This is a genomic window from Brytella acorum, assembly GCF_029309905.1.
Lineage (GTDB): Bacteria > Pseudomonadota > Alphaproteobacteria > Acetobacterales > Acetobacteraceae > Brytella > Brytella acorum.
In genome coordinates this window covers 203,947-226,556 of record NZ_JARBJP010000001.1, presented here as the reverse complement: position 1 = coordinate 226,556, position 22,610 = coordinate 203,947, and the positions used below count along the sequence as shown (strand labels likewise).

Here is a 22,610-nt window from a genome sequence, read left to right as displayed (position 1 = left end):
GCCAGAACGGAACCTCACGCAGCGCCCCGCGACACCGGCTTCGTTGTACGTTTCCGTCGAGAACCGGACAACCGGAAGAAAGCCACCAAAGAAAGCCAGGCATGATGAATATCATTTTCGCCTCGACCATTCCGAAGGATCAGCATGACGCCGTCCGCAACGCCAGCCATTTCAGACGCTGGCTGGAACGCACCCGGACAGCCTTCCAGCTCCGCTCGGTTCATGTGCGCGACGTCGGCATGTTCGGACGCCGTGTGGGCTTCATTTTCGTGGAGGCGGAGGCTTTGCATGACGGACAGGTTCTTCCGGAATATGCCTTCCTGCGCGGAGATTCGGCCTCGATCCTCGTCGTGCTGAAGTGTCCGGGCTTACCGGACCGGACGGTGCTGACATGCGAAGCCCGTCTGCCCATCGGCAAGGCCGACCTGCTCTCCCTGCCAGCGGGGATGGTGGACGATGGCAGTTTCGACAGCACCGCACTGCGGGAGCTCGGCGAGGAAATCGGGACCGACCTGCACGTGCGCGAAGAACAACTCATCCACCTCGCGACGACCTGGACGTCGCCAGGCGGCTGTGACGAGGCCATTTCTCTTTTCGCCGCTGAAATGGAAGCTTCGCCGGAACTCATCCGCTCCCTCGAAGGACGCCGGACCGGCAACAAGGCCGAGCATGAATTTATTGAAGTGCGGGTCATGGCGCTCGACGACATCCCCAAAATCGGAATGACGGACGCGAAAACGCTGCTGTCCTACGCCCTCTACCGGCATGAGCACCCGGCGCGTTCATAGCCTTCCGCGAGCAGGATATTATGCGACTGGCACATTACGATATCAGATCGGAATTCTGAAAGATGGAACCGTCGTCAGATCAGGGTCCCGACGGCCATCAACCCGCCGCCGAGGCCGCCGAAAAACCAAAGGACGCCAGGACGAGTTCCGCGTCCGCCCCGCCGACGAGCCGCCCCAGGGCCGGAGCCAGGCTGAACGCGCCGTCCCGCAGATGGAAACCGTCGATCCTGTCATCCACCAGACGCACCCAGCACCACACGTCTCCCCTGGCCCCTTCCACCGCGCCAATGCCCTCGCCGACATTCACCCGCTGACGGCCATCCTCCCACGAGACACCGAAATCCGACGTTACGCGTTCGAGACGCCGGACCGAATCCCGTATTTCGCGCAACCGCAAACGCCCGCGCGCCAGCGCATCGCCTTCCGTGAGCGACCCGGCGCGACCCGCGCCGTAACGTGGATCGTCCTCGCGCTGGCGCAGATCGAACGAACGACCGGTCGCGCGCGCCGGGAGCCCGCCGATGGCCAGGGACGTGACTCTCGTAGCCTCCAGGACGCCCACGTGACGCAAACGGAACGCGGCACCTTCATGCAGAAGGTGCCAGTCCGGCAGTCGCGTCCGGACGAGTTCCATCACGGCGTCGGCCAGTTCGCGAACCTCGATACCCGGCGCGATACCTTCCGGTGCGATGACGTCCGTCAGTCTGCGGGTAGCCCCGTGACGGACGCAGAGATCGGCGATCGTCTCCCGGGCGAGCGTCGCATGGGTCGCCAGCAATCCCGCATCGGCCAGTGTCGCGACCCTGGCGAGATCGTCCAGATGGACGGAAATGCGTTCGATCTCGGACAGGACGATCCGGCCATCACGCCCCTCCGGCGGCACGGAGCCGCCAATGGCGGCTTCCACGGCCCGGCAATAGGCCAGAGCGTGAGCCACGAACCCGCCGGAGGAAATCCGCCCGACATGCCGCAACCCCTCGCCGGGCGACAATCCCAGCATGCGCTGGACCAGCCCGCGATGCGACAGCCCGAACGTCATGTCGCGATCCGTCAGGACGACCGGTCCCGTCGCGTCGCCGAAGGGTTCGTCTTCCGGGCAACAGGCTCTCGGGGGGCTCCCGGGCGCGCGACGCGATGAAAGCGGCGCCGAGTGCACCCATCCCCCCATGTCCAGCAAGGATCGTACGTCCCGCGCGAACATGGGCCGCGCATCCCAGAGATCCTGCGCCATACGCTCGGACCACGCCGCGGCTGGTACTGTTTTCGACAGAGCCAGATATCGCCCCTCGACCATCGGCGTACTGGCCATGACCGGCTGGTCGCCATCGAGAAACAGGGCATAGGCCCGACCCGCGTCGCACCAGTGCGCCAGAAACCACAGCGGCGCCCGGGCGTGAACCATGCGCTCCCACTGCGCCTCGTCGAGAGCGAAATGGCGGGGCGCGATCCGCTCGCCGGCAAGGATGGCCTCCCTCATCACGAGCACCTCGGAACGGTCCGCGCTCATGAAGGATGCCAGGCCAGAGCGAGCGGCCACAGGAGAAGCAGGGGAGAGAGCAGCCCGACCAGAACCAGCCCCCAGAACATCAGATCCGCCCTGTCCATCCGCCGGGGCCAGTCGCCCGGACCGGCACGGGCGACCTGCAGGCCGAGGCCGCCAAGGATCAGGGCCGCCATCAGGGGATGTCCGGGCAGCAGTTCCGCCAGCAACAGCAGACTGCCCATGAACAGCGGGCTCGGTGGCTGGGCGGTTTCCATCCAGGCGCGTTGACGATCGTCGATGCGTTCCGTCGCAAGCGCGGTGGCGGCGATGCAGAAAAGCAGCCCCGCCACGAGCACGGGACTTTCCGCCGCCATGCCACGATCAGATCCCCCTCCTCCGGACGCGCCCGCGCAGAGCGCCATCATCGCGGCGAACAGGGCGCCCCCGGCGCGCTGCCGAAAGGCGCAAAGCCACAGCGTCACCAGCCCCAGGGCCAGAAAGACGGCATCCGTCACGTCATGCGCCGGCAGTCGCAGCATGAGCGCGCTGGCGCCCAGACGCGGCAGGATATCCAGGAGTGCTGGCCGTCCCGCAGGCGGCGGCGCCGGGACATGCCCGAGCCCGGCGATGAGACACAGCCCCACCGAGAGCAGGAGATCGCCCGTACGCAGGGTCCCGCTTCCCACCGCCGTCGCGGACAGCGTCGTGAACGTCGCGCCGAGCAGGGCCATCATCACACCGGCGACGCGGAGCTGGGCCGTCTCCCAGGCGCTGCGCGCCCGCACGGCTCCGGCGGCGTCATACAAGGCGAGAAACGCCGAAGCGAGGCCGAGAAGTGCCACCACCGCGAGAACCTGATGCACGGTCAGGGCCAGCATGACGCAGGATGTCGCGAAAAACGGCACGACGGCCGCCGCGCGACCGAGACCGTCGCGCCAGGCGAGAAAGGGGATGGAAGCGGCCAGCAGACGCACGACGTCCGACAGAACGTCCTGTTCGGGCATGAACGGCGTGAAAAGTGCCGCCACGACGAGGCCGGAAGCCGCCAGGAACCGACCCGCGACATTCGTCTGATCGCGAGGCAGGAGCAACAGGAGGAAGCCCGCCAGAAGCGGCCAGCAGGGGACGAGCAGCAAGGAGAAGCCAGATGTTCCGGCCCGGAGCACGGCACTAAACATCGTCAGGTGTCTCCGTTCGCAGCCATGCCAGACGCGGCAGAAGCCACACCCCGAGGACGGCCAGGGATCCCCAGACGATCACCGCCGCCGCCAGAAGCAATCCGCTCTGCACGCAGCCTGCGAGCAGAAAAAGACCATCCACACCGCAGAACATCGCGGCGAACTGGAGAAGCGGCACCGACAGGACGGCGCCACACAATCCGACCAGCACCACCGCCGCCGCGAACAGAACCGGCAGCCCCGGAACGGCGGAAAGCGCCAGCAGGAACACCAGAACCATTCCACCCGCCGCGGCCATGACGACGGGAGAGAGCACCCCGGTCCCGTCCATGCGTTCCGGCGCAAAACGACGCAGTCCCATCCACGCCGAGAGACTGCCGCCGAGCGCCGCCACGAGGGCCGCGACGGCGACAGGCCCCTGTCCGCAGAAGGCGATGCACAGGGCCGTGCAGAATCCATGCAGAGGGAGCACACGACCGTCACGTCCGATGGCCAGACAGGACACGAGAAGCAGAAACCCGAACAGCACCGTCATGAGGCGAACCGCCCCGACAGAACGAGAATGATGGCGGCCCCCGCCAACGCCACGGCGGGGCGACGCACGTCGCCCCTGAGGAACACCATGCCGACACCCAAAACTCCCGCGACCAGCACGAGCCGAACAGGCGCGGCCACCCACGCCATCAGCATGCCAGGGATCGACAGCGTCGCTCCATCCGGAAGGCCCGGCAGCATGAGATCGCCGATGAGAAGAAGCCAGCCGCAGGATGCCAGATCCTGGCTGTATCGGAACATCGCGCGCAGACGGCCTTCCGCCTCCGGAAGCAGGACTTCGAAACTGGCGGCATCCAGGAATTGCGGCCCGAGAAGAACGCCCAGCGCGAGGGCCGCGAAAACCAGAGCGCCGACGAGCGCGGGCGCGGCCTGAACATGCAGGTCGCGCGCCAGCCCCGCCAGACCGGCTGCTCCGGGCAGGCCGATGGCCATCAAGGCGCTGACGAGCCCCAGGACAGGCACGATCCATCCGCACATCCGCCACTGAATGGCGACCTGACGCTGCGCCTCACGATCGCGTCGCCAGACGCATCCGGCCCCGAACGCCCTCTGCCAGCAGACGGCACGCGCGCCAAGCAGGAGCAGGCCGATCGCCAGAGGGTCCGCCAGGGAAGCTCCGGCCATATCCACGCTGATCAGGGGTGTGATGGCCAGTGCGCCGCCCGACAGCGCGCAGGCCGCCCATGCCGGACCGGCTCCCTGCGGTTCGCAAGGCCCTCTCCACCCCGTCGCGATCTGGCGCCAGCGCTCCCCGGGGACGGACATCCGCGCGCCGGACAGAACGGCGGCCGCCATGGACATCACATCCACCAGAAAGGGCGCCAGCAGGGCGAGCAGCGCAAGCTGCACAACTTCGGTGAGCCATGCGACAACGAGCGCCATCAGCCTTCCCATCCGATGGCCGCAAGACCAAGCGCGACAAGCAGCAGCCAGAGCGCGAGACGATGGGCGGAGGACGTGGCACGACCGCCGACGGCGGTGAGGGGATATCGGGCGGCGCCGCCCAGCCATTGCCGCCCGTGCGCGGCCCAGCGGCGCGCCCTCGCCATGAAACGGCGCTGGCCGAAACTGAACGCGCCGCCCCGATGTCCGACAGAGAGAATGACGGAATCGACCACCATCGACGGACGGGCCGACGCAATGCCGCGACCGCTCGTCAGGAGGCCGCAGATGACGAAAAGAAACAGGGTCGCCACGCCGGGATACCAGCGCGCGCCGTCGCCACCCGGAATCATCCACAACGCGGTCATCATCCGGCCCGGAGCCTGAAACGCGCCTCCATGCGCCGACAGCCCCGCCGGGCTCGCGCCACTCAGCCTTTCGAGAGGAGCCCGCAACAGCATGAAGAACGCACCGGGGAAAGCCGCGATCCCCGCCAGAAGGGACAGCCGGATGCCGTCATGCCCCAATCCATGTGGCGCGAACATCTTCAGCCAGATGGACCGGCTGCGTTGAACCGCGGCGATGCCGAGCGCAAGTCCGACGACCAGTGCTCCCGCGATCCAGTTGGTCAGGGCCGCCGCGAGGCCGCATACGGCGTGCAATGCGAGCCAGAAAGGCAGGAACCCGGCGGCGCCTGGAAGAACCGAATCCATGAGCAGAACGGGCCGTCCCGACGCCTCCGCGCGCACCGCATGGTTCCCGAGGAAAAGGAAGAACGCCTCAAACGCCGCCAGAGATGTCTCGGCGAGATCGGCCCGACGCGCCGCCAGCGCCACTCCAAGCGCCATGAGAACCGGCGCTTCGCTGGCCGAAAGCAGGATCTGCCGGGGGGCCAGCGCCAGAACGCCGAAACCGCAGATAAGCGACGGCACCCAGAACGCTGGCGCGGATATCGTGAACAGGAGCAGGAAGGCACTGCCGAGAAGCGGCTCGCACGGTGCGAATGTCAGGAAAGCCACCAGCCCGACGATCGGCGCGAGCATCGTCCCGGGAGCCACCACCCCCAGCAGGATCAGCGCGACCAGCCGGACCGCGCCCCGCCATCCCGTGAAGGCTGCGGCAACCTCGCTCCGTCCCATCGCCAGGCCCAGCCCCGCCAGCAGGGCCTGAAGCGGCCCTGGCTGGACCAGAAGGGACAGCGCGCCGAGCATAGGAGCCGGGAGACCCGCCGGTCGCGCATTCAGGCTTCGCAGCGCCAGAAGGCATTCGAATGCCGCGACGAAGGGATCGAGAACGAGGATACCAGCGTGTATGTCCGCCCCGCACCCCACGCTCCACAGACACACAGCGAGATGCGCCCCTCCCAGAACCCTCGTCGCGATCTCGCCCTTTGCGGAGGGCCAGCGGACATACGCGACGGCCATCCGCCCCAATGGTAATGCGACAAGCGCGACGAGAAGTGGCGAGAGAGACAGGACAGGGTTCCGGACATCTGGGAGAATAAAGGCGGGAAAACGCCGCGATTATCCCATGCCGTTCAGATCATGGCGAGAGGGGTCTTGCGTCGGGGCGGCGGAAACGCACGGTCGAGCAATGCCAGATCTTCGTCCGACAGGGTGATCTGGGTGGCCAGGATATTCTCTTCCATATGCCGGACGGACCCGGCCTTGGGAATGGCGAGAACGTTCGGACGGCGCAGAACCCAGGCGAGAGCGACCTGCGCCGTGGTCGCGGGACCGGCGGTCGTTTCATGACGAGACGCCACATCGATCAGAGCCTCATCCGTCAGGAGATCTCCGCCCTGCCCGAGCGGCGAATACGCCATCGTCACCACGCCGCTGCGTTGATCGGCGTCGAGAAGATCGAATTCCGTGCCGCGATATTCGAGACTGTAGAGGATTTGATTCACAGAGCACGTATCCGTAACGCGGCCGAGCTCTTCCATGTCATCGACATCGAAATTCGACACGCCCCAGTCCACGATGAGGCCGTCCGCCTGCAACTGCTCCATGCCGCGCACCGTCTCTTCCAGCGCGTAACGGCCCCGCCAGTGCAGGAGATAGAGATCGATCCGATCCGTATCCAGTCGACGCAGCGCGGCGCGGCAACGGTCCTGCACGCCATCGAAGGACGCATTGGAGGGGAGCACCTTGTCGACCAGGAACACATCGTCGCGCCGGCCCGCGATGGCCTCGCCCACGAGGGATTCCGACCGCCCGTCCCCATACATTTCAGCGGTATCGATCACCCTCAGACCGGCATCGAGACCGCGCTGGAGACTGAGAATTTCTTCTTCGCGACGTGCAGCCGAATCCCCGAGATTCCATGTCCCCATGCCCAGGGCCGGGAGCGTCACGCCGGAGCGTAGCTCTACATCCTTCATTGCATTCTCTCCTGTCACAACCATCGGAATTTATTGGCTACAGGAGAAAGCGTCCGACGCCGCGAATCGTTCACAGCGGGGTTCGTCATAACGATCATCACCGGGCCGGATGCACCAGCGTCTCCCTTGGACATCAGGCGATCCGGCGGAACAACCGGACACGCAGAGCGGAAGAAAAAAGAACCATCCAGGCAGCCACGAAAGCTTCCCCCACCACGAGGGCGGGCAGCAGCGGGGCGAGCACCTTCTGCAAATGGGCCGTCGCCGCGACAGGATCGTTGGTCGATGCGCCGCCATTCAACGCCATCAGGACACCCATGACGACGATCGTTATCGGCAGGAAAACAGCGAGAATGCAGCCGATGAGCGGAAGGACGAAACCGCGCGAGGGCACCCACACACGATCGATGCCGGGCCAGTCCTGCCACTGCATCAGGGCCGGATAGAGGGGCATGAGACGAAGCTGGAAATAGGCTGCCCCCAGAACGAGCACCGACGTCACGAGAGCGGGGAGAGGCACAGGCAGGAGCGAAACCATGCCGACCTCGCCGAGAAGAACGCAGAATATCCCCCAGCCGAGCAGACGCATCCACACGACCCGCGGCAGGCTCTGCGGGTGGTCGATGCCCATGAGCGCGGCACAGAAGCGGAAGGTGAACACCAGCGAAATCAGCTGGGCGACCATCGCCGAGAGGAACGGAAGATCGGACCCCTTGCTGTTTCCCGTCAAAGCGTATTGCGCGAGACCGAGCACCAGTTCGACGACCAGCAGCGCCAGGACGGCGCGCGGATGGCTTCGCATCAGACCGACGGTGTCACGCAGGCTCTCACCAATGACGCGCCACATGGACTGCGGCTCTCCTCCGGGCATGCGACCGGGCGCGCGGCGGGGTCTCGCCGCGTCGCGCTGAAACGCATCGGGCGGCGGCTCGTCCGCCTGCATTGTCATGTCCTGTGCCCACCGCGTTTCATCCATGCCCGGTTCATTCCGTCCCATTTACGTCGCCCCGCCGATCGGGCATCGCTCGTCTCGTCATCCCTGAAGATCACGGTAGTGTCGAATGTATTGTGTCAGGCCTGGTGCGCCCTGCGCCAGCCCTGAGACTGCTGTTGCCAATATGTCAGCGCATGACCCTCCTTCTTTGCCCGACTCCACCGCGCGCGCGCGCGGCCGACCGCCGCCTCGTCGCCACCGTCGAAGAGGTCGAAGACGCGCGTGAAGCGATCGAGATCCTCCGCAGCCCCCCCATCGAGCAGAAACAGAAACGACGCGTCATTGGGCACATCGTCTCCGGCGGTCAGCCATATCGGCTGGCGCGGTCCGTGTCCAAGCGCCGCGCTTCCATGCGGCAGCCAGACCGGATCCCTGACCTGCCACAGCGCCGCATCCAGCGCCTTGACCGCCGCGACATCGACGCAGCGGATGACGGCCCGCTGGCCGGAGGAAAGCGTGCGCCCCAGCAGTTGCGGCATCGCCTCGATGACGGTGCTTCGGGTCAGGTGATAGAACCCGATTTCCGTCATGCGGCGCCGGTCGCGCCTTCCTTCTGACGCACATAGGCGTCGAGCAGGCGAACGCCGAAGCCGGAAGCGCCTTTCGGTCCGATCGGTCCGGCGTCGCCGCGCCACGCGACGCCCGCGATATCAAGATGCGCCCATGGCGTCGTGCCGACGAAGCGCGCAAGGAACTGTGCCGCCGTGATGGAGCCGCCGGGACGGCCACCGATATTCTTCATATCGGCGATGTCGGAGCGCAGGAGCCTGTCATAAGCCTTGCCCATCGGCATGCGCCACAAAGCTTCGCCGACCTCCTCGCCGCGTGCGAACAGATCGCCCGCCAGCGCGTCATCATTGCTGAACAGCCCGGCCCGCTCCGTGCCGAGACTGACCACGATCGCACCGGTCAACGTCGCGAGATCGACCATCGAGACGGGTTTGAAACGCTCTTTCGCATAAGCCAGCACATCGGCCAGCACGAGGCGGCCTTCGGCATCCGTATTCAGCACTTCGATCGTCTGGCCGGAATAGCTGGTCACGACATCGCCAGGGCGCTGGGCGATGCCGGAAAGCATGTTCTCCACGAGCCCGACAAGGCCCACGACATGGGCTTTCGCCTTGCGACGCGCGAGCGCTTCGAGGAGACCCACGACGGTTGCGGCACCCGCCATATCGGTCTTCATTTCTTCCATGCCCGCGGCGGGCTTGATGGATATTCCACCGGAATCGAACGTGACGCCCTTGCCGATGAACGCCATCGGCGCGGCATCGGGCTGCTCGCCTTTCCAGCGCATGACGACCATGCGCGCCTCGGCCTCGCTGCCCTGGGCCACGCCCAGAAGCGCACCAAATCCAAGCTCCCGCAAAGCGGCCGCGTCCAGAATTTCCACATCCACGCCCAGATCGCGCAGGGCTTCGATCCGCTGCGCGAAAACCGGAGGGGTCAGAACGTTTGGCGGCTCGCTCACGAAATCGCGGGCCCGGATCACGCCCTCGGCCACCGCGTTCAGATCCGCCCACGCCGTCTGTACGGAAGCCACGTCATGCACGTGAACAGCCAGCGCCTCGAGGCGGGCCGCCTTGTCGTCCTTCTGCGTCCGGTAGAGGTCGAAACGATATTGCGACAGGAACGCGCCATAGGCGGCATGCGCGGCCAGCGGCGCGCCCTCGCCCACCACCACGAGATGCGCGCGCTCCGCCTTCGCCAGGGCGCGCGCCGCCGTCGCCCCGGCGGCTTCGATCGCGGTTGCGGAAGGCGCGTCTCCGTATCCCACCAGCACCAGCCGCGCGATGGCGGCACCTGGCGCAAGCAGCGTGCAGCTCTGCTCGGCCTTGCCCGTAAACTCGCCCAGCGAGGCCGCGCGCCGCAACGCGCCGGACGTCAGCATGTCGAGCGAGTCGATCAGCGTTCCCGCCAGCCCGTCTTTCGAACCGACGAGTACGGCGAGCGACAGCGGCGCGAGGTCGGTCGTGTCGTCCGACGGCAGGGAAAGAGGAGACTGAATCGAAATATCGAGCATGAAACGAGATCGCCTTTTGAAGAGAGCGGGCCTGGACGGGCATTCAGATTATCCGCCCCGCTCACGGGACTGACAAGGCTTACAAAAAATAACAATTATACAGAGTTGTTTGTTTCATACTGTTCGTCAATTTTGTAAATTGACAGAAAGAGAGAAACAACACCATTTTCTGTCGTTCTGAATCCGAAAGCGCCCGTCTCGATGCCAGATTTTTTCCAGCCTCTTTATGTCCTGTCCGGTCTCTGCGTCGGTTTTCTGGTCGGCATGACGGGCGTTGGCGGTGGCTCGCTGATGACGCCCCTGCTGATTCTCGTCTTCAAGGTTCATCCGCTGAGCGCTGTCGGCACAGATCTGCTCTACGCCGCCGTGACAAAAAGCGTGGGCACCATCGTACATGGGCGTCGGGGCTCCGTGAACTGGCGCGTCGTGCTGCGGCTGGCATCGGGCAGCATTCCCGGCACGCTCCTGACGCTGGCGCTGCTGCATCATTTCGGATCGCCCTCACGCGACGCCTCCCGCCTCATCACCCTGTCTCTCGGCGTGGCCCTTCTTGTCACCGCGCCCAGCATCCTGTTTCGCAGACAACTCCAGGACTGGTCGCGCCACAAGGCCGGAAGGATGAGCGAAAACACGACGCATATCGTCACCGTCCTCTTCGGCCTCGCATTGGGCATCATGGTCTCGATCTCTTCCGTCGGCGCGGGAGCGATCGGCATGGTCGTGCTTCTCCTGCTATACCCCAAGCTGCCCACGGCCACGATCGTCGGATCGGACATCGCCCATGCGGTGCCGCTGACGCTGATCGCCGGAATGGGTCACTGGGCCATGGGAGACGTCAACACGTTGCTGCTGACCTCCCTCCTGACCGGCTCCATCCCCGGCATCGTTCTGGGCAGCCTGTGCGTGGGACGGGTCAGCGAGCGTATCCAGCGCGGCGTTCTCGCGACCGTGCTGACCGTCGTCGGCGCCCGCCTGCTCTGATCACGCCTGGAGCCCCGGATTCTTCTCCTGCTCGCGTCTTTCGACCCGTCAGGTTTTTCTCGGTCTCTCCGAATTTTCGACCTCTCGGCGCTTTCCGCGCGGTAGCTTTCCGACGAGATGGAAAACGACGGCGCCCACAACCAGCCCACCGCCCGTCAGGACCTGCCTGTCCGGTCGTTCATCGTAAACCAGCCAGACCCAGAGCGGCCCCAGCGCCACATCGAGAAGCGACAGCAGCGCCGCCTCGGCCGAGGGAATGAGGCGGCCGCCCACCAGAAACAGCGTATAGGCGACCCCGCTCGAAAACACGCCGAACAGGGCGCAGGCCATCAACGCATGCGGAGACGGCAGGCCGTGCCGGGCAAACGGAAAAGCCACGAGAACGCAGAAAAGATTGGTGAAAACATTGGCCACCGTCATGTCCACGCCCGGATAACGACGGGCATGAACCAGAAGCAGCGCGAAGGTCAGCGTCATCAGAAGGCTCATGGCCAGCCCCTGGATGTCGCGCACGGACGACGCCCCGCCCACCATGATGGAAATTCCGGCCATGGCGATGAGTCCAGCACCAATGAACCGCTTCGAAACGCGTTCTCCGAGCCAGAAATACGCGACGATCGTCACGAGAAACGGCATCGCGGCATAGACCGTCATCACATTGGCGACGGTGGTCAGTCTCAGGGCGAAAATATAGGCAATCGTCGACGTCGTGGTCAGAGCGGCCGATACACATCCCTGCGCGCCGATCCGCGCCAGCTTCAGCGGTGTCGCACGGCCATGCTGCATGAAGGCGACGACCAGCAGGGAGAGCAGCGCGAACAGGGAGCGCCAGAAGGTCGTCGTCCAGGCGTCCAGCCCCGCCATCCGCACGAAGAGACCGCCGCAGCTCCACAGGAATGCCGCGCCCGCGACGAAAAGCGCGCCGGAGCGCGCGCTTCCGGAGGCAATCGCGAACCGCCCCTCACGCATGGCGGACATGACGCGGGCGGGATAGGCACAGACAAGGCGAACAGGTTCTCATCATCCTGCATGCGATATTACGCCATGACGCGCTGGGGAAGTTGCGGTAAGCCGAAAACATGACTCTCTCGCCTTCCTCCCGACCTGACCACGACGACCGTGCACTGCTCGCCCTTGCCGCGCGTCTGGCCAATGAAGCCGCCGAAATCATTCGTGAAATCCGCGCGCGCGGTTTCGATACGCACATCAAATCCGACACGTCGCCCGTCACCGAAGCCGACCATGCGGCCGAGCGGCATATTCTGGCCGGACTGCGCGCGGAAACGCCCGGAATTCCGGCCATCGGCGAGGAAGAAGTCGCGGCCGGAATCAGAACGGCTCCTTCGGCCGTCTACTGGCTCGTGGACCCTCTCGACGGGACGCGCGAATTCGCGGCGGGACGCGACGATTTCACCGTCAATATCGGGCTGGTCCGCGGAGGTCGCGCGGTTCTCGGGGCCATGGCCATTCCCGCCTACCACCAGCTTTATACGGGCATCGTCGGTGGTGGCGCGCAGCGCACGGACCCGTCGGGGACGTCGGCCATTCACGCCGTTGTCCCCGGACCGGACGGGTTGCGCATCCTGGCGTCCCGTCATTATGCCGACGACCCGCGCCTCAAGGCATGGCTCGCGGGACGGAAAGTCGCATCGCTCGGGAATATCGGCTCCGCTGCGAAATTCGCGCGCGTGGCCGAGGGCGCCGCGGATTTCTATCCGCGCCTCGGGCCGACCATGGAATGGGATACGGCCGCGCCGCAGGCCATCGTCGAAGCCGCCGGTGGGGTGGTGCTGGACGAAACGGGCGCGCCTCTGCAATACGGCAAGCCTGACTGGCGCAACCCGCCCTTCTTCTGCCACGGCCGGACGTGTGCGGATCGGAGAAAGGGCGGATCCGCGGAGAACGATCGTACATCATGACCGAGATCCTGAAATCCGACGATGCGGGCATCGCCCATGCGGCCGCGCTGCTGCGGGCGGGGCGGCTGGTCGCCTTCGGCACCGAAACCGTCTACGGGCTCGGCGCGGACGCCACGTCCGATGCGGCGGTCGCGCGGATTTTCGCCGCCAAGAACCGTCCTCGCTTCAATCCCCTCATCAATCATTTTCCGGATGCCGAACATGCCTTCGCGCAGGTCGAGGCCCATGATCTGGCGCGCAGACTTGCCGATCTCTTCTGGCCTGGCCCGCTGACGCTGGTGCTCCCGCGCGGCCCGCATGCGACCATCTGCGACCTCGCCGCCGCCGGACTGAACACGCTGGCCCTGCGCGTGCCGAGCAGCGAGGTCGCCCGCAGGCTTCTGGCCGAGACGGCCCTTCCGATCGCGGCCCCGTCCGCGAACCCGTCCGGAGGCGTGAGCCCTTCGGATGCTTTTCACGTTCTGCGTGGACTGGAAGGCCGGATCGACGCGATCCTGGATTCCGGCCCCTGCACGGTCGGCGTGGAAAGCACCGTCCTGGATCTGAGTCGGGCCACGCCCACCCTGCTGCGGCCGGGCGGGATCACGCTCGAACAGCTCGAAGCCATCTGCGGCAAAATCCGTCATGCCGATGACTACGCCAGCAAGCGACCGGTTTCACCGGGGTTGATGTCGTCGCATTACGCGCCGTCGCTGCCCGTGCGCCTGAATGCCGAACACGTCGAGGCTGACGAGGCGCTGCTCGCCTTTGGCCCCGCGCTTTCCGGCGCGGGACTGACGTGGAATCTCAGCGAAAAAGGCGATCTCGAAGAAGCCGCCGCGCGTCTCTTCGCGGGTCTGCGCTTCCTCGACAGCGAAGGCGTTCGTCGTGGGCTGCGCGATATCGCCGCCATGTCCGTGCCGCGCCACGGGCTGGGTCTGGCGATTCTCGATCGCCTGCGCCGCGCGTCGGCACCACGTCCGACGATGCCGGACGCCGAAGGGGACGACGACGACCTCGCCGATTCCATCGGCTGATGTCCTCCCAGATCGACCCCAAGGAACTCAAGGTCCTGTCCGACATCCTGGCGCTCGTCCTCGACGAGCAGGAAGGACAGGCGGCCACGGCCCTGCAGGCGCTGCGTCACCGCGCCAGACGCAATACGATCACGGCCGGAGCGCTGAAAAATCTCTTCGTGGCGATCGCTCCGGAGCCGCCCAAACCACGCGCCAAAGCCACAGGCACGCGCTCGGGCACCAGCCGACAGGGCACGTCGTCGCGGGACACCGTCGAAAACCGCCAGAGGCTGATGGCTCTGACGGAAGATCTGCGGCAAATGGACCTTGAACTGCGTTCGAGCCGCGCCCGCATCGAGGGGCTGCGCGCGGAACTCAACCAGACCCGTGCCTCGCGCGCCGAAGTTCAGGCGGCTCTTCATGCGCAACAGGGCGCAAAAGCGTCCGGGCCACGCATGGCGGTGATCTGGATGGCCTGCGGGGTGGGCATTCTGCTCGGCGTGGCGGCGACGCAGGTTGTCCACTCCCTCAATGCGCCGCGCTCACAGATCGATCGCTCTCTCTATCTGCGCTAGACATTGACGCCAGACCACGCCCGCCGCTTTTTCTTTCCCGCCCGCCAAGAGGACACGTCGTGTCGGACAGCCAAGCCCATCTCCTGACCCAGTTGGCCGCATGTCTCGGCCCTCACGGTCTGCTGACCAACCCCGATCAGATCGGTCCGTACTGTCAGGACTGGCGCAGGCTGTTCTCTGGCCGCGCCATCGCGGTGCTGCGCCCTGCTGACACGCAGGCGCTGAGTGATGCGCTGAAGCTCTGCGCCGCCCATGTGCCCCCCGTGAACGTCGTGCCGCAGGGCGGCAATACTGGTCTGTGCGGCGGTGCCACACCGGACGATCGGGGACTGAATGTCGTCGTCTCCCTGTCACGCATGAAAGCGCTCGGCCCGGTGGATCGCACGGATGGCACGCTGCTGGCGGAGGCGGGCGCGACGCTGGCCAGCGCGCAGGACGCGGCCGCCCATGCGGGCATGGTTCTGCCGCTGTCCATCGCCTCGGAAGGCTCGGCGCAGCTGGGCGGCATCGTCGCCACCAATGCGGGCGGCAGCAAGGCGCTCCGCTACGGCTCGGCGCGCGACCTGGTGGCCGGTCTCGAAGCCGTGCTCGTGGATGGCACGCGGCTCGACCTGCTGCGCTCGTTGCGCAAGGACAATACCGGGTATGCGCTACGCCAGCTGCTCGTGGGATCGGAAGGGACGCTTGCGATCATCACACGGGTGCGCCTGAAGCTGCGTCCCGCGCTGGCGGTCAGGGAGGTCGCCCTATGCGCGTTGCCGGACGATGCGAGCGTTCTGCGCCTGTTCGATATTTTCCGGAAGCGCGCGGGCGATGTGCTGGAAGCTTTTGAATATATATCCGGCACGGCCATGGAGATCGCCCTGCAATATGTGGAAGGACTGACCTTCCCGCTTTCGGAACGCGCGCCGTGCTATGTTCTGGTGGAACTCGCGGGACAGGATTCCAGCCTGCGCGCAACGCTCGAAAGCGCGCTTGAGGAAGCCCTTGAGGGCGAGGTCGCCGTCGATGCGGTGGTCGCGGAATCCTCGTCCCAGGTGGCGATGCTCTGGCGTCTGCGCGAGGAACAGTCGGAATCCCAGCGCCTCGCCGGGGCGTCGATCAAACACGATATTTCTGTCTCCGTCCCAGCCGTGCCGACCTTGCTGGACAAAGCGACGGCCGCGTGCCGCGCCCTCATGCCCGACGTGCGGATCGCGCCGTTCGGTCATGTCGGGGATGGCAATATTCATTTCAATCTCGTGCAGCCGGAAGGCATGGGGGCCGATGTCTTTCTTCGCGAGGGCAAGACACTCACCCATGCCATCCATGAGATCGTCCATGACCTGGACGGCTCCTTTTCCGCCGAACATGGCGTCGGCCAGCTGAAGACGGATATGATGGAAACGTGGCGCGGCGGCGCGGAGCTCGCCCTCATGCGCCGCATCAAGGCCGCGTTCGATCCGGAGGGGCGCCTTAATCCTGGCAAAGTCCTGCCGGTTAACTGATCGACCGCCTGTCAAACCCCGCGTTGCGGAGAAGACCCTCATTTGCGCCTTTTGTGGCGCGCGCCGCGACGCTAGAGAACATGCATGCCTTCTTCGGCCCCTTCCGTATCCCGCTCGCTCACCGGTCTCCTGCGGCGTCCTCTTCTCGATCACTATGTGATCCGCCAGATGCTCATCGCTCTGGCGGCGATGACCGGTGGCGCGGTGGCGCTGATCTGGCTGATGCAGTCGCTCAAATTCGTGTCCCTGGTCGTACAGCGGGGGCTATCGCTTCGCACGTTCCTGGGCCTGACATCGCTCCTGGCTCCCGGATTCGTGGCGATCATCCTGCCGATCACGACGTTTCTGGTCATATTGTTCACCTGTCAGAGACTGGTCACTGATCGCGAAATGACCGTCATGCGCGCCGCTGGCCTGTCGCCCCTGCAGATTTCCCGCCCGGCTCTCATCGTGGCCCTGTTTTCGACCCTGCTGTGCTACATTCTCAACATTTGGATCGTGCCGACCACGTACCATGCGTTTCACCGCTATGAATTCCAGATCCGCAACAGAATGGCCGCGTTCATGCTGCAGGATGGCGTTTTCACGACCATTCCGCCCAATATGACGGTTTATATCCGCAAGCGGGACAGTGACGGTGAACTGCATGGCGTGCTGGTGGAAGATGACCGGGATCCCGACGCTCACACCACGATCCTTGCCGAACACGGCTCGATCGTCGTCGTGAACGGCCAGCCCCGGGTCGTGCTCAACAACGGGTCCCGCCAGGTGATCGATCACAAGACCGGTCGCCTGAACGTCCTGAGCTTCAAGCGCAATACGGTCGACCTCGTATCGGGGAAGAACGGTGATCGTCAGGAACGCGATCCGGCCGAAATGTCGATCCGTGAGCTTCTGCATCCCGACCTCGACGAAGTGCCCGTGCGGGATCGAGGCAAATTCGCCGTGGAGGCATGGCGTCGCCTGACGTCGCCACTGACGGCGTTCTCGTTCTCGATGATCGGTCTTTTCGCGGCCGTGGGGGGCGTGTTTTCCCGACATGGGAATTTCACGCGGCCCTTCGGAGCCGTGATGTCCGTCGTCGGACTGCTGGCTTTTTCCCTGATGCTTCAGAACCTCGCCGGACGGAACCTTCGTCTCGTCCCCCTGATGTGGCTGATATCCATCGTCCCCGCCTTGATCTGCGCTTTCCTGCTGTTCCGCGACGAGATCCGGGAGCGCTGGTCGGACCGCGGTCGATCGATGGAACGAAGCTGAAGTCATGACGCATTCCATGACCACACGCCTTCGCCGCGCCGCCGCCGCGCATCGACGCGGCGTACCCGTCACGCTATCGCTCTATATCGCACGCCAGTTCATGCTTTCGGTCATCGCGATGATCATGGCGCTCTCGGGCCTCGTGTCCCTGTTCGACTTCATCGACCTGCTGCGTCGCGTCGCCACGAGACCGAACGTCCCCACGAGTCTCGTGTCGAAAATCGCGCTGTTTCACATTCCGTATTTCATCATCATGATCCTGCCCTTCGGCGTCCTGCTCGGAGGGATCATCTGCTTCTGGCGACTGACGCGTTCATCCGAACTGATCGTCGCGCGGGCGAGCGGCATTTCCGCCTGGCAGTTTCTCGCGGCCCCCCTGGCCTGCGCGCTGATGATCGGCGCCTTCGCAACCGCGGGCCTGTCGCCGCTTTCGTCAGCGATGTATCGCAGGGCGGAACTGCTGGATGAAACCTATCTGCGCACGGGGGGCGGTCCCCTCATGCTGAACGGGGGCGCCTTGTGGGTCCGGCAGATGGACAGCGTCTCCGGCGAGCACGGCGTCGCCATTCTCCATGCGCGCGATGTCCATCAGATTGACGGCGTGCTTCATATCGACAATGTGAGCGTCTTTCGGATCGACGATCATGATCATCTCGTTCTTCGAATCGAGTCTCCCCACGGTCTGCTTGCGAACCATGCCTGGCAACTTGCAGAAGCCAGTTCCATCATGCCGAACCATCTCCCAGTCCGGATCGGAGACTATACCCTGCCGACGAACCTGACGCTTCGCCGTGTCGAACAGAGCTTTGCTTCCCCCGAGACCATGTCCGTCTGGACATTGCCCGGTTTCATCCGCCTTCTGGAGCGGTCGGGATTCTCGTCGATCCGCCAGCGCCTGCACTTCCAGACCCTGCTGGCGCTACCGATCCTGGCGGGGACCATGGCGCTCGTCTCGGCGGGCTTCTCCATGCGGCCGACCCGTCGCGGCGGCGTCGCGCGCATGATCGGATCGGGCGTTGCGGCGGGGTTTGCGCTATTCACCGTCTCGAAGGTCGCCGCCCAGTTTGGCGAGTCGGGGGCGCTGCCGCCCGTTCTGGCGGCGTGGGCGCCGACGGGAGCGGGACTGTGTCTCGCCGTCGCGCTTCTGTTGCATCTGGAGGACGGTTGATGTCGAACCCGCGCCGCGTGAAAAGCACAGCCGCACCTCCGCGTCGATCCTTATGGCTGGCGGCGTCGGTCCTCGCTGGCGCGACCGGGCTGGGAACGACCGGAATGGGGCTGGCCGGGCTGGGGACAAGCGGGCTGGGGCTGAGCGGCTCGGCCCATGCGGCACAGACACGCACCACGGGTCCGAAGATGAATATCGGAGCCCCAGGCAAGCCGTCCGACCCGGTCACCTATCTGGCCGACCACGAACAGTACGAAAAGACGGGACTGGTCACATGGTCCGGCAACGTACAGGTCTGGCAGGGCGACCACGCCCTGCGGGCGGACAAGATCACCTATGACCGCAATACCGGAGTCATGGCGGCATCGGGGCACGTGGCCGTCGTCGATCCGGACGGCACCGCGACCTATGCCGACTATCTCGAACTTTCGAACGGCATGCATGACGGGATCGGCACCGCGATCTACATGCGGATGGAAGACAATGCGAAGATCGCCGCCAATGGCATGCGCCGCACGGAAGGCAAGGTCAACGACCTGAGTCACGTGATCTATACGGCCTGCCAGATCTGCGAAACGAACCGCCTTCTGCCGCCGTTCTGGCAGATCCGGGCCTATAACGGCACGCATGACGTCGAGCATCACCGTATCGAGTTCGAGCATGGCTGGCTGGACATGCTCGGCATTCCCGTCATCTATTTCCCGGTTTTCTCGATGACGGACCCCACGGTCAAACGTCAGAGCGGTTTCCTGATTCCCGGCATCAGCCCGCATGACCGCTATCTCGGCACCTATATCACGATCCCGTATTTCTGGGCCATCGACCAGCAGCAGGATCTGACCGCGCAGCTTCTGGTCGCCAGTCGAACCGGACCGCAGCTCAGCGGCCAGTATCGGAACGCGCTGAATTTCGGCAATATCAATTTCACGGGCGCCATCGCCTACGATACCCATGGCGAGAGCCGCTACACGAATACGTTCGGCAACGACGTCGGCTCCGCTGGCAACCACGGTATTCAGGGCTATGTGCGGGGTTCCGCGCAATTCGCCATTGATGATCACTGGCGCGCCGGTCTGAACCTTAATCTCGCCTCGTCAGCCAATTACATGCGCGATTACCGCATCACCGGTTACGGCAACGAGTTTCTGAATTCGACCGCGTATCTCGAAGGTTTCGGTGTAGGTTCATATACCAAGCTCGATACGAGCTTCTTCCAGGGCCTCAACCAGGGCACAATCCGCGATTCGGATCTGCCTTTCGTCCTGCCGCGACTGACCTATGACTTCCAGGGACGCCCCGATGCGCTAGGAGGCACGTTCTCGGCCCATACGACGGATTTCAACGTCTACCGCCCGACCGGCGCCCGCGACCAGCGTGGCGAACTACAGATGAACTGGGACAGGCCGTTCCACAACAAGCTGGGCCAGCAATGGCTCCTGACGCTGCGCCTCGACTCAACGCTTTATCACGGCAGTCACCTCTACCAGCAGCCGCTTTTCTATGAGAGCAGCCGTTCCCATACGACCGGGCAGGTTCTGCCGACCATTGCCCTGAAGCTCAACTGGCCGTTCCTGCGCACGTTCGCCAAGGGTCATGGCTCGCAGATCCTCGAACCCATCGTGCAGGCGATCTACGCGCCCAACACGGGCTATAGCGAACGCGACAACATGCCCAACGAAGACAGTCTGGGCTACGAATTCACCGACTCAACGCTGTTTTCGCTCAATCGCTATCTCGGAACGGATCGTCTCGACGGCGGTCTACGCGGCAATGTCGGCATTCACAGCAACTGGATCTGGAACGGACATGTGGTCGATCTGCTCGTCGGCGAGAGCCTTCAGGAGCACATCACGCGCAACATGCCCGCCTATTCCGGCCTCGACCATCACGTGTCGGACCCGGTGGGACGCATACGGATCTCACCATCACGTTTCGTCGACCTCACGGCACGCGGTCGCTATAATCCGTGGAAAAACCGGATGGATTACGGCGAGGGCCTGATCAGCACCGGCACGGAGCTTTTCCACGTCAATGGCGGCTATGTCTACGAGCCTGTCACGCCTTATTATTATTACGCCCGAAGCACGCCGCCGGACGTCTATTACAAGCCCATCAGCGAGCTTTCGGCTGGAATTTCCTCGCGCTGGCATGAATATCATGTGTCGGTCTTCGGCCGACGAGCCCTGAAGCGCAAGGAGTTCGTCAGCCTGGGCGGCGATCTCGGCTATAACAACGACTGCTTCGGTTTGGACATCTTCGTGATCAAGCAATATACGTCGATCGGTGGCCAGCAGCGGAATACGACCGTGCTGTTCAATTTCACGTTCAAGACGATTGGCACATTCGGAATCAACGGCTGACGGACCCTTCATGACCCCTATCGACCACGCCGCCGTTCGCGGTCGGCCGCCAGCTCCAGGGCGCCAGGCCGCCCTTAGCCGCCTGCTGACAGCTTCGACCGGCCTCATGGCCGGATTGTTTCTGGCCCAGTCCGCCATCGCGGCGCCGTCCCATTCCCATGGAGCACGGCACGCGGCCACACATGCCGCGGGAAAGAGCAAGGCCACGGCCCCTGAGGCTCCGCCGGAAGATCAGATCATCGCCGTCGTCAACGGTCAGGTTCTGACCGAACGCGAGGTCGATAATCGCGGCAAGCTGTTCGCCCTGTCGACCGGCCTTTCCATCAGCCCCGAGCTGATGAAGCGCATGCGCCCGCAGATCGTTCACCAGCTGATCGATGAACGGATCAAGACGCAGGAAATTCTCAAGCGGCATATCAACATCCCGCCCGAGCAGATCGCCAACGCGATCGCCGGGATCGAACAGCGCAACGGCATGCCCAAGAACGCCCTGCGCGACCGCCTGAGCATGGACGGTGTGGCGCTGACGACCCTGATCGACCAGATCCGCGTGCAGATCGGCTGGATGCAGGTCCTGCGCGAACAGATCTCGGAATCGGGTCGCATCACGGCCCAGCAGATCACCCAGCGTGAAGCCGCCCTGCGCGCCGAGGAAGGCCGTGCGCAATACAACGTCAGCGAGATCTTCATTCCCGTGGCCGATCCGCGCCATGACGAGAACGAACTCGAATTCACCAAGACCATCATCGGCCAGCTGCGCGAGGGCGCGCCCTTCCCGATCGTCGCCGCCCAGTTCTCGCAGTCCCAGACGGCTCTGAACGGCGGCACCATGGGCTGGGTGCAGGAAGACAGCCTCGATCCGCCGGTGGCGCAGATCGTCAAGGCAATGCCGATCGGCGCGATTTCCAATCCCATCCGCGTGCCGGGTGGTTTCGTGATCGCGACCGTCGCCGCCAAACGTACCGTGGGTCATCAGAACGCCACCGTCGTCAGCGTGCGTCAGGCTTTCTTTCCGTTTGACGCTCCCCTCAATCCGCAGGCTCCGACCGACCAGCAGAAGCAGCAGCTCGAACGCGCCACGAGCGCCGCCAAGACGCTGCATAGCTGCGACCAGGTGGCGGCTCTCAACACGTCGCTCGGCATGGATACGAAACATCCGAGCGATCCCGGGCCGCTCATTCTCGACCGCGTGCCCGCACAGATGCGCGACATCATAGAGCATCTCCAGCCCAATCAGCTCAGTCGGCCCATCGTATCGGGCGAAGGCATCGCCATCCTGATGGTATGCTCGCGCGATCAGAAGAACCTCGCGCAGGAGACGCCGAGTGAAATCGCGGATGGTCTGCTGAACGAGCGTGTCGAGCAGGCTTCGCGACAGCTCACACGTGATCTCGAACGACGCTCCATCATCCAGATGCGTCCGGCGGCGACGGCGTTCATGCCGGACAACAAAGCCAAAAGCGAGACCAACGCGGCGAGCGATACGGACGACGCCAAGGCAAAGGGCACCGACGAAAAACCGGCGAATGGCGACAAATCCGCCATTCTGAACGGGAACGCCGGCAAAAAGCCGTCTTGAACG

At 64.6% G+C, this 22,610-nt stretch carries 20 protein-coding genes; 10 read left to right on the top strand and 10 right to left on the bottom strand.

What is annotated here, in order from left to right; all coding sequences use genetic code 11:
* Positions 1-101: 101 nt before the first annotated feature.
* A complete protein-coding gene (locus PWM43_RS00990; RefSeq protein WP_289840706.1) occupies positions 102-788 on the top strand; it encodes an NUDIX domain-containing protein in 687 nt (228 codons plus the stop codon).
* A gap of 97 nt (positions 789-885) precedes the next feature.
* Here the strand turns inward: PWM43_RS00990 and PWM43_RS00985 are convergent, their stop codons facing one another.
* The 9 genes from PWM43_RS00985 to PWM43_RS00945 form a co-directional block, all read right to left on the bottom strand.
* Entirely contained in the window at positions 886-2,295 is a 1,410-nt protein-coding gene (locus tag PWM43_RS00985) for an NADH-quinone oxidoreductase subunit D-related protein (protein ID WP_289840705.1), read from the bottom strand.
* Positions 2,292-3,449: a hypothetical protein gene (locus PWM43_RS00980; RefSeq protein ID WP_289840704.1), complete on the bottom strand. Its 1,158-nt coding sequence runs from the start codon at positions 3,447-3,449 to the stop codon at positions 2,292-2,294. The genes PWM43_RS00985 and PWM43_RS00980 overlap by 4 nt, the downstream gene beginning before the upstream one ends.
* Positions 3,442-3,984, bottom strand: a complete 543-nt coding sequence (locus PWM43_RS00975; RefSeq protein WP_289840703.1) for a hypothetical protein — start codon at positions 3,982-3,984, stop codon at positions 3,442-3,444. The genes PWM43_RS00980 and PWM43_RS00975 overlap by 8 nt, the downstream gene beginning before the upstream one ends.
* Entirely contained in the window at positions 3,981-4,886 is a 906-nt protein-coding gene (locus PWM43_RS00970; protein WP_289840702.1) for a hypothetical protein, read from the bottom strand. Before PWM43_RS00970 ends, PWM43_RS00975 begins: the two co-directional genes overlap by 4 nt.
* A complete protein-coding gene (locus PWM43_RS00965; RefSeq protein WP_289840701.1) occupies positions 4,886-6,310 on the bottom strand; it encodes a hypothetical protein in 1,425 nt (474 codons plus the stop codon). The genes PWM43_RS00970 and PWM43_RS00965 overlap by 1 nt, the downstream gene beginning before the upstream one ends.
* 113 nt (positions 6,311-6,423) lie before the next feature.
* Positions 6,424-7,269: an aldo/keto reductase gene (locus PWM43_RS00960; protein WP_289840700.1), complete on the bottom strand. Its 846-nt coding sequence runs from the start codon at positions 7,267-7,269 to the stop codon at positions 6,424-6,426.
* A 133-nt stretch (positions 7,270-7,402) separates the two neighbouring features.
* Positions 7,403-8,245 carry a hypothetical protein gene (locus PWM43_RS00955; protein ID WP_289840699.1) on the bottom strand — a complete coding sequence of 281 codons (843 nt, stop codon included), beginning with the start codon at positions 8,243-8,245 and terminating at the stop codon, positions 7,403-7,405.
* Between the two features lie 95 nt (positions 8,246-8,340).
* On the bottom strand, positions 8,341-8,793 hold the full coding sequence (locus PWM43_RS00950) for a DNA polymerase III subunit chi (RefSeq protein WP_289840698.1): 453 nt from the start codon (positions 8,791-8,793) through the stop codon (positions 8,341-8,343).
* Entirely contained in the window at positions 8,790-10,286 is a 1,497-nt protein-coding gene (locus PWM43_RS00945; RefSeq protein ID WP_289840697.1) for a leucyl aminopeptidase, read from the bottom strand. Before PWM43_RS00945 ends, PWM43_RS00950 begins: the two co-directional genes overlap by 4 nt.
* 201 nt (positions 10,287-10,487) lie before the next feature.
* Here PWM43_RS00945 and PWM43_RS00940 point away from each other — a divergent pair, with 201 nt between their 5' ends.
* Positions 10,488-11,267, top strand: a complete 780-nt coding sequence (locus tag PWM43_RS00940) for a sulfite exporter TauE/SafE family protein (RefSeq protein WP_289840696.1) — start codon at positions 10,488-10,490, stop codon at positions 11,265-11,267.
* A 48-nt stretch (positions 11,268-11,315) separates the two neighbouring features.
* Here PWM43_RS00940 and PWM43_RS00935 read toward each other — a convergent pair whose 3' ends face one another.
* A complete protein-coding gene (locus tag PWM43_RS00935; protein ID WP_289840695.1) occupies positions 11,316-12,245 on the bottom strand; it encodes a DMT family transporter in 930 nt (309 codons plus the stop codon).
* Positions 12,246-12,346: 101 nt separating this feature from the next.
* Between PWM43_RS00935 and PWM43_RS00930 the strand changes: the two genes are divergently transcribed.
* The 8 genes from PWM43_RS00930 (at position 12,347) to PWM43_RS00895 (ending at position 22,607) form a co-directional block, all read left to right on the top strand.
* Positions 12,347-13,186, top strand: a complete 840-nt coding sequence (locus PWM43_RS00930; RefSeq protein WP_289840694.1) for a 3'(2'),5'-bisphosphate nucleotidase CysQ family protein — start codon at positions 12,347-12,349, stop codon at positions 13,184-13,186.
* Positions 13,183-14,202 carry an L-threonylcarbamoyladenylate synthase gene (locus PWM43_RS00925; protein WP_289840693.1) on the top strand — a complete coding sequence of 340 codons (1,020 nt, stop codon included), beginning with the start codon at positions 13,183-13,185 and terminating at the stop codon, positions 14,200-14,202. Before PWM43_RS00930 ends, PWM43_RS00925 begins: the two co-directional genes overlap by 4 nt.
* On the top strand, positions 14,202-14,756 hold the full coding sequence (locus PWM43_RS00920) for a hypothetical protein (protein ID WP_289840692.1): 555 nt from the start codon (positions 14,202-14,204) through the stop codon (positions 14,754-14,756). The genes PWM43_RS00925 and PWM43_RS00920 overlap by 1 nt, the downstream gene beginning before the upstream one ends.
* A gap of 59 nt (positions 14,757-14,815) precedes the next feature.
* Complete coding sequence (locus PWM43_RS00915; RefSeq protein ID WP_289840691.1) at positions 14,816-16,243, top strand: FAD-binding oxidoreductase; 1,428 nt, start codon at positions 14,816-14,818, stop codon at positions 16,241-16,243.
* 84 nt (positions 16,244-16,327) lie between these two features.
* Entirely contained in the window at positions 16,328-17,500 is a 1,173-nt protein-coding gene (gene lptF, locus PWM43_RS00910) for an LPS export ABC transporter permease LptF (protein WP_289840690.1), read from the top strand.
* A 16-nt stretch (positions 17,501-17,516) separates the two neighbouring features.
* On the top strand, positions 17,517-18,668 hold the full coding sequence (lptG, locus tag PWM43_RS00905; protein WP_289840689.1) for an LPS export ABC transporter permease LptG: 1,152 nt from the start codon (positions 17,517-17,519) through the stop codon (positions 18,666-18,668).
* Positions 18,668-21,028, top strand: coding sequence for an LPS-assembly protein LptD (locus tag PWM43_RS00900; protein ID WP_394356002.1), 2,361 nt, complete (start codon positions 18,668-18,670; stop codon positions 21,026-21,028). The genes lptG and PWM43_RS00900 overlap by 1 nt, the downstream gene beginning before the upstream one ends.
* 106 nt (positions 21,029-21,134) lie before the next feature.
* The gene (locus tag PWM43_RS00895) at positions 21,135-22,607 is read left to right on the top strand and encodes a peptidylprolyl isomerase (protein WP_289841138.1); all 1,473 of its coding nucleotides are present in this window, start codon (positions 21,135-21,137) and stop codon (positions 22,605-22,607) included.
* Positions 22,608-22,610: the final 3 nt, after the last annotated feature.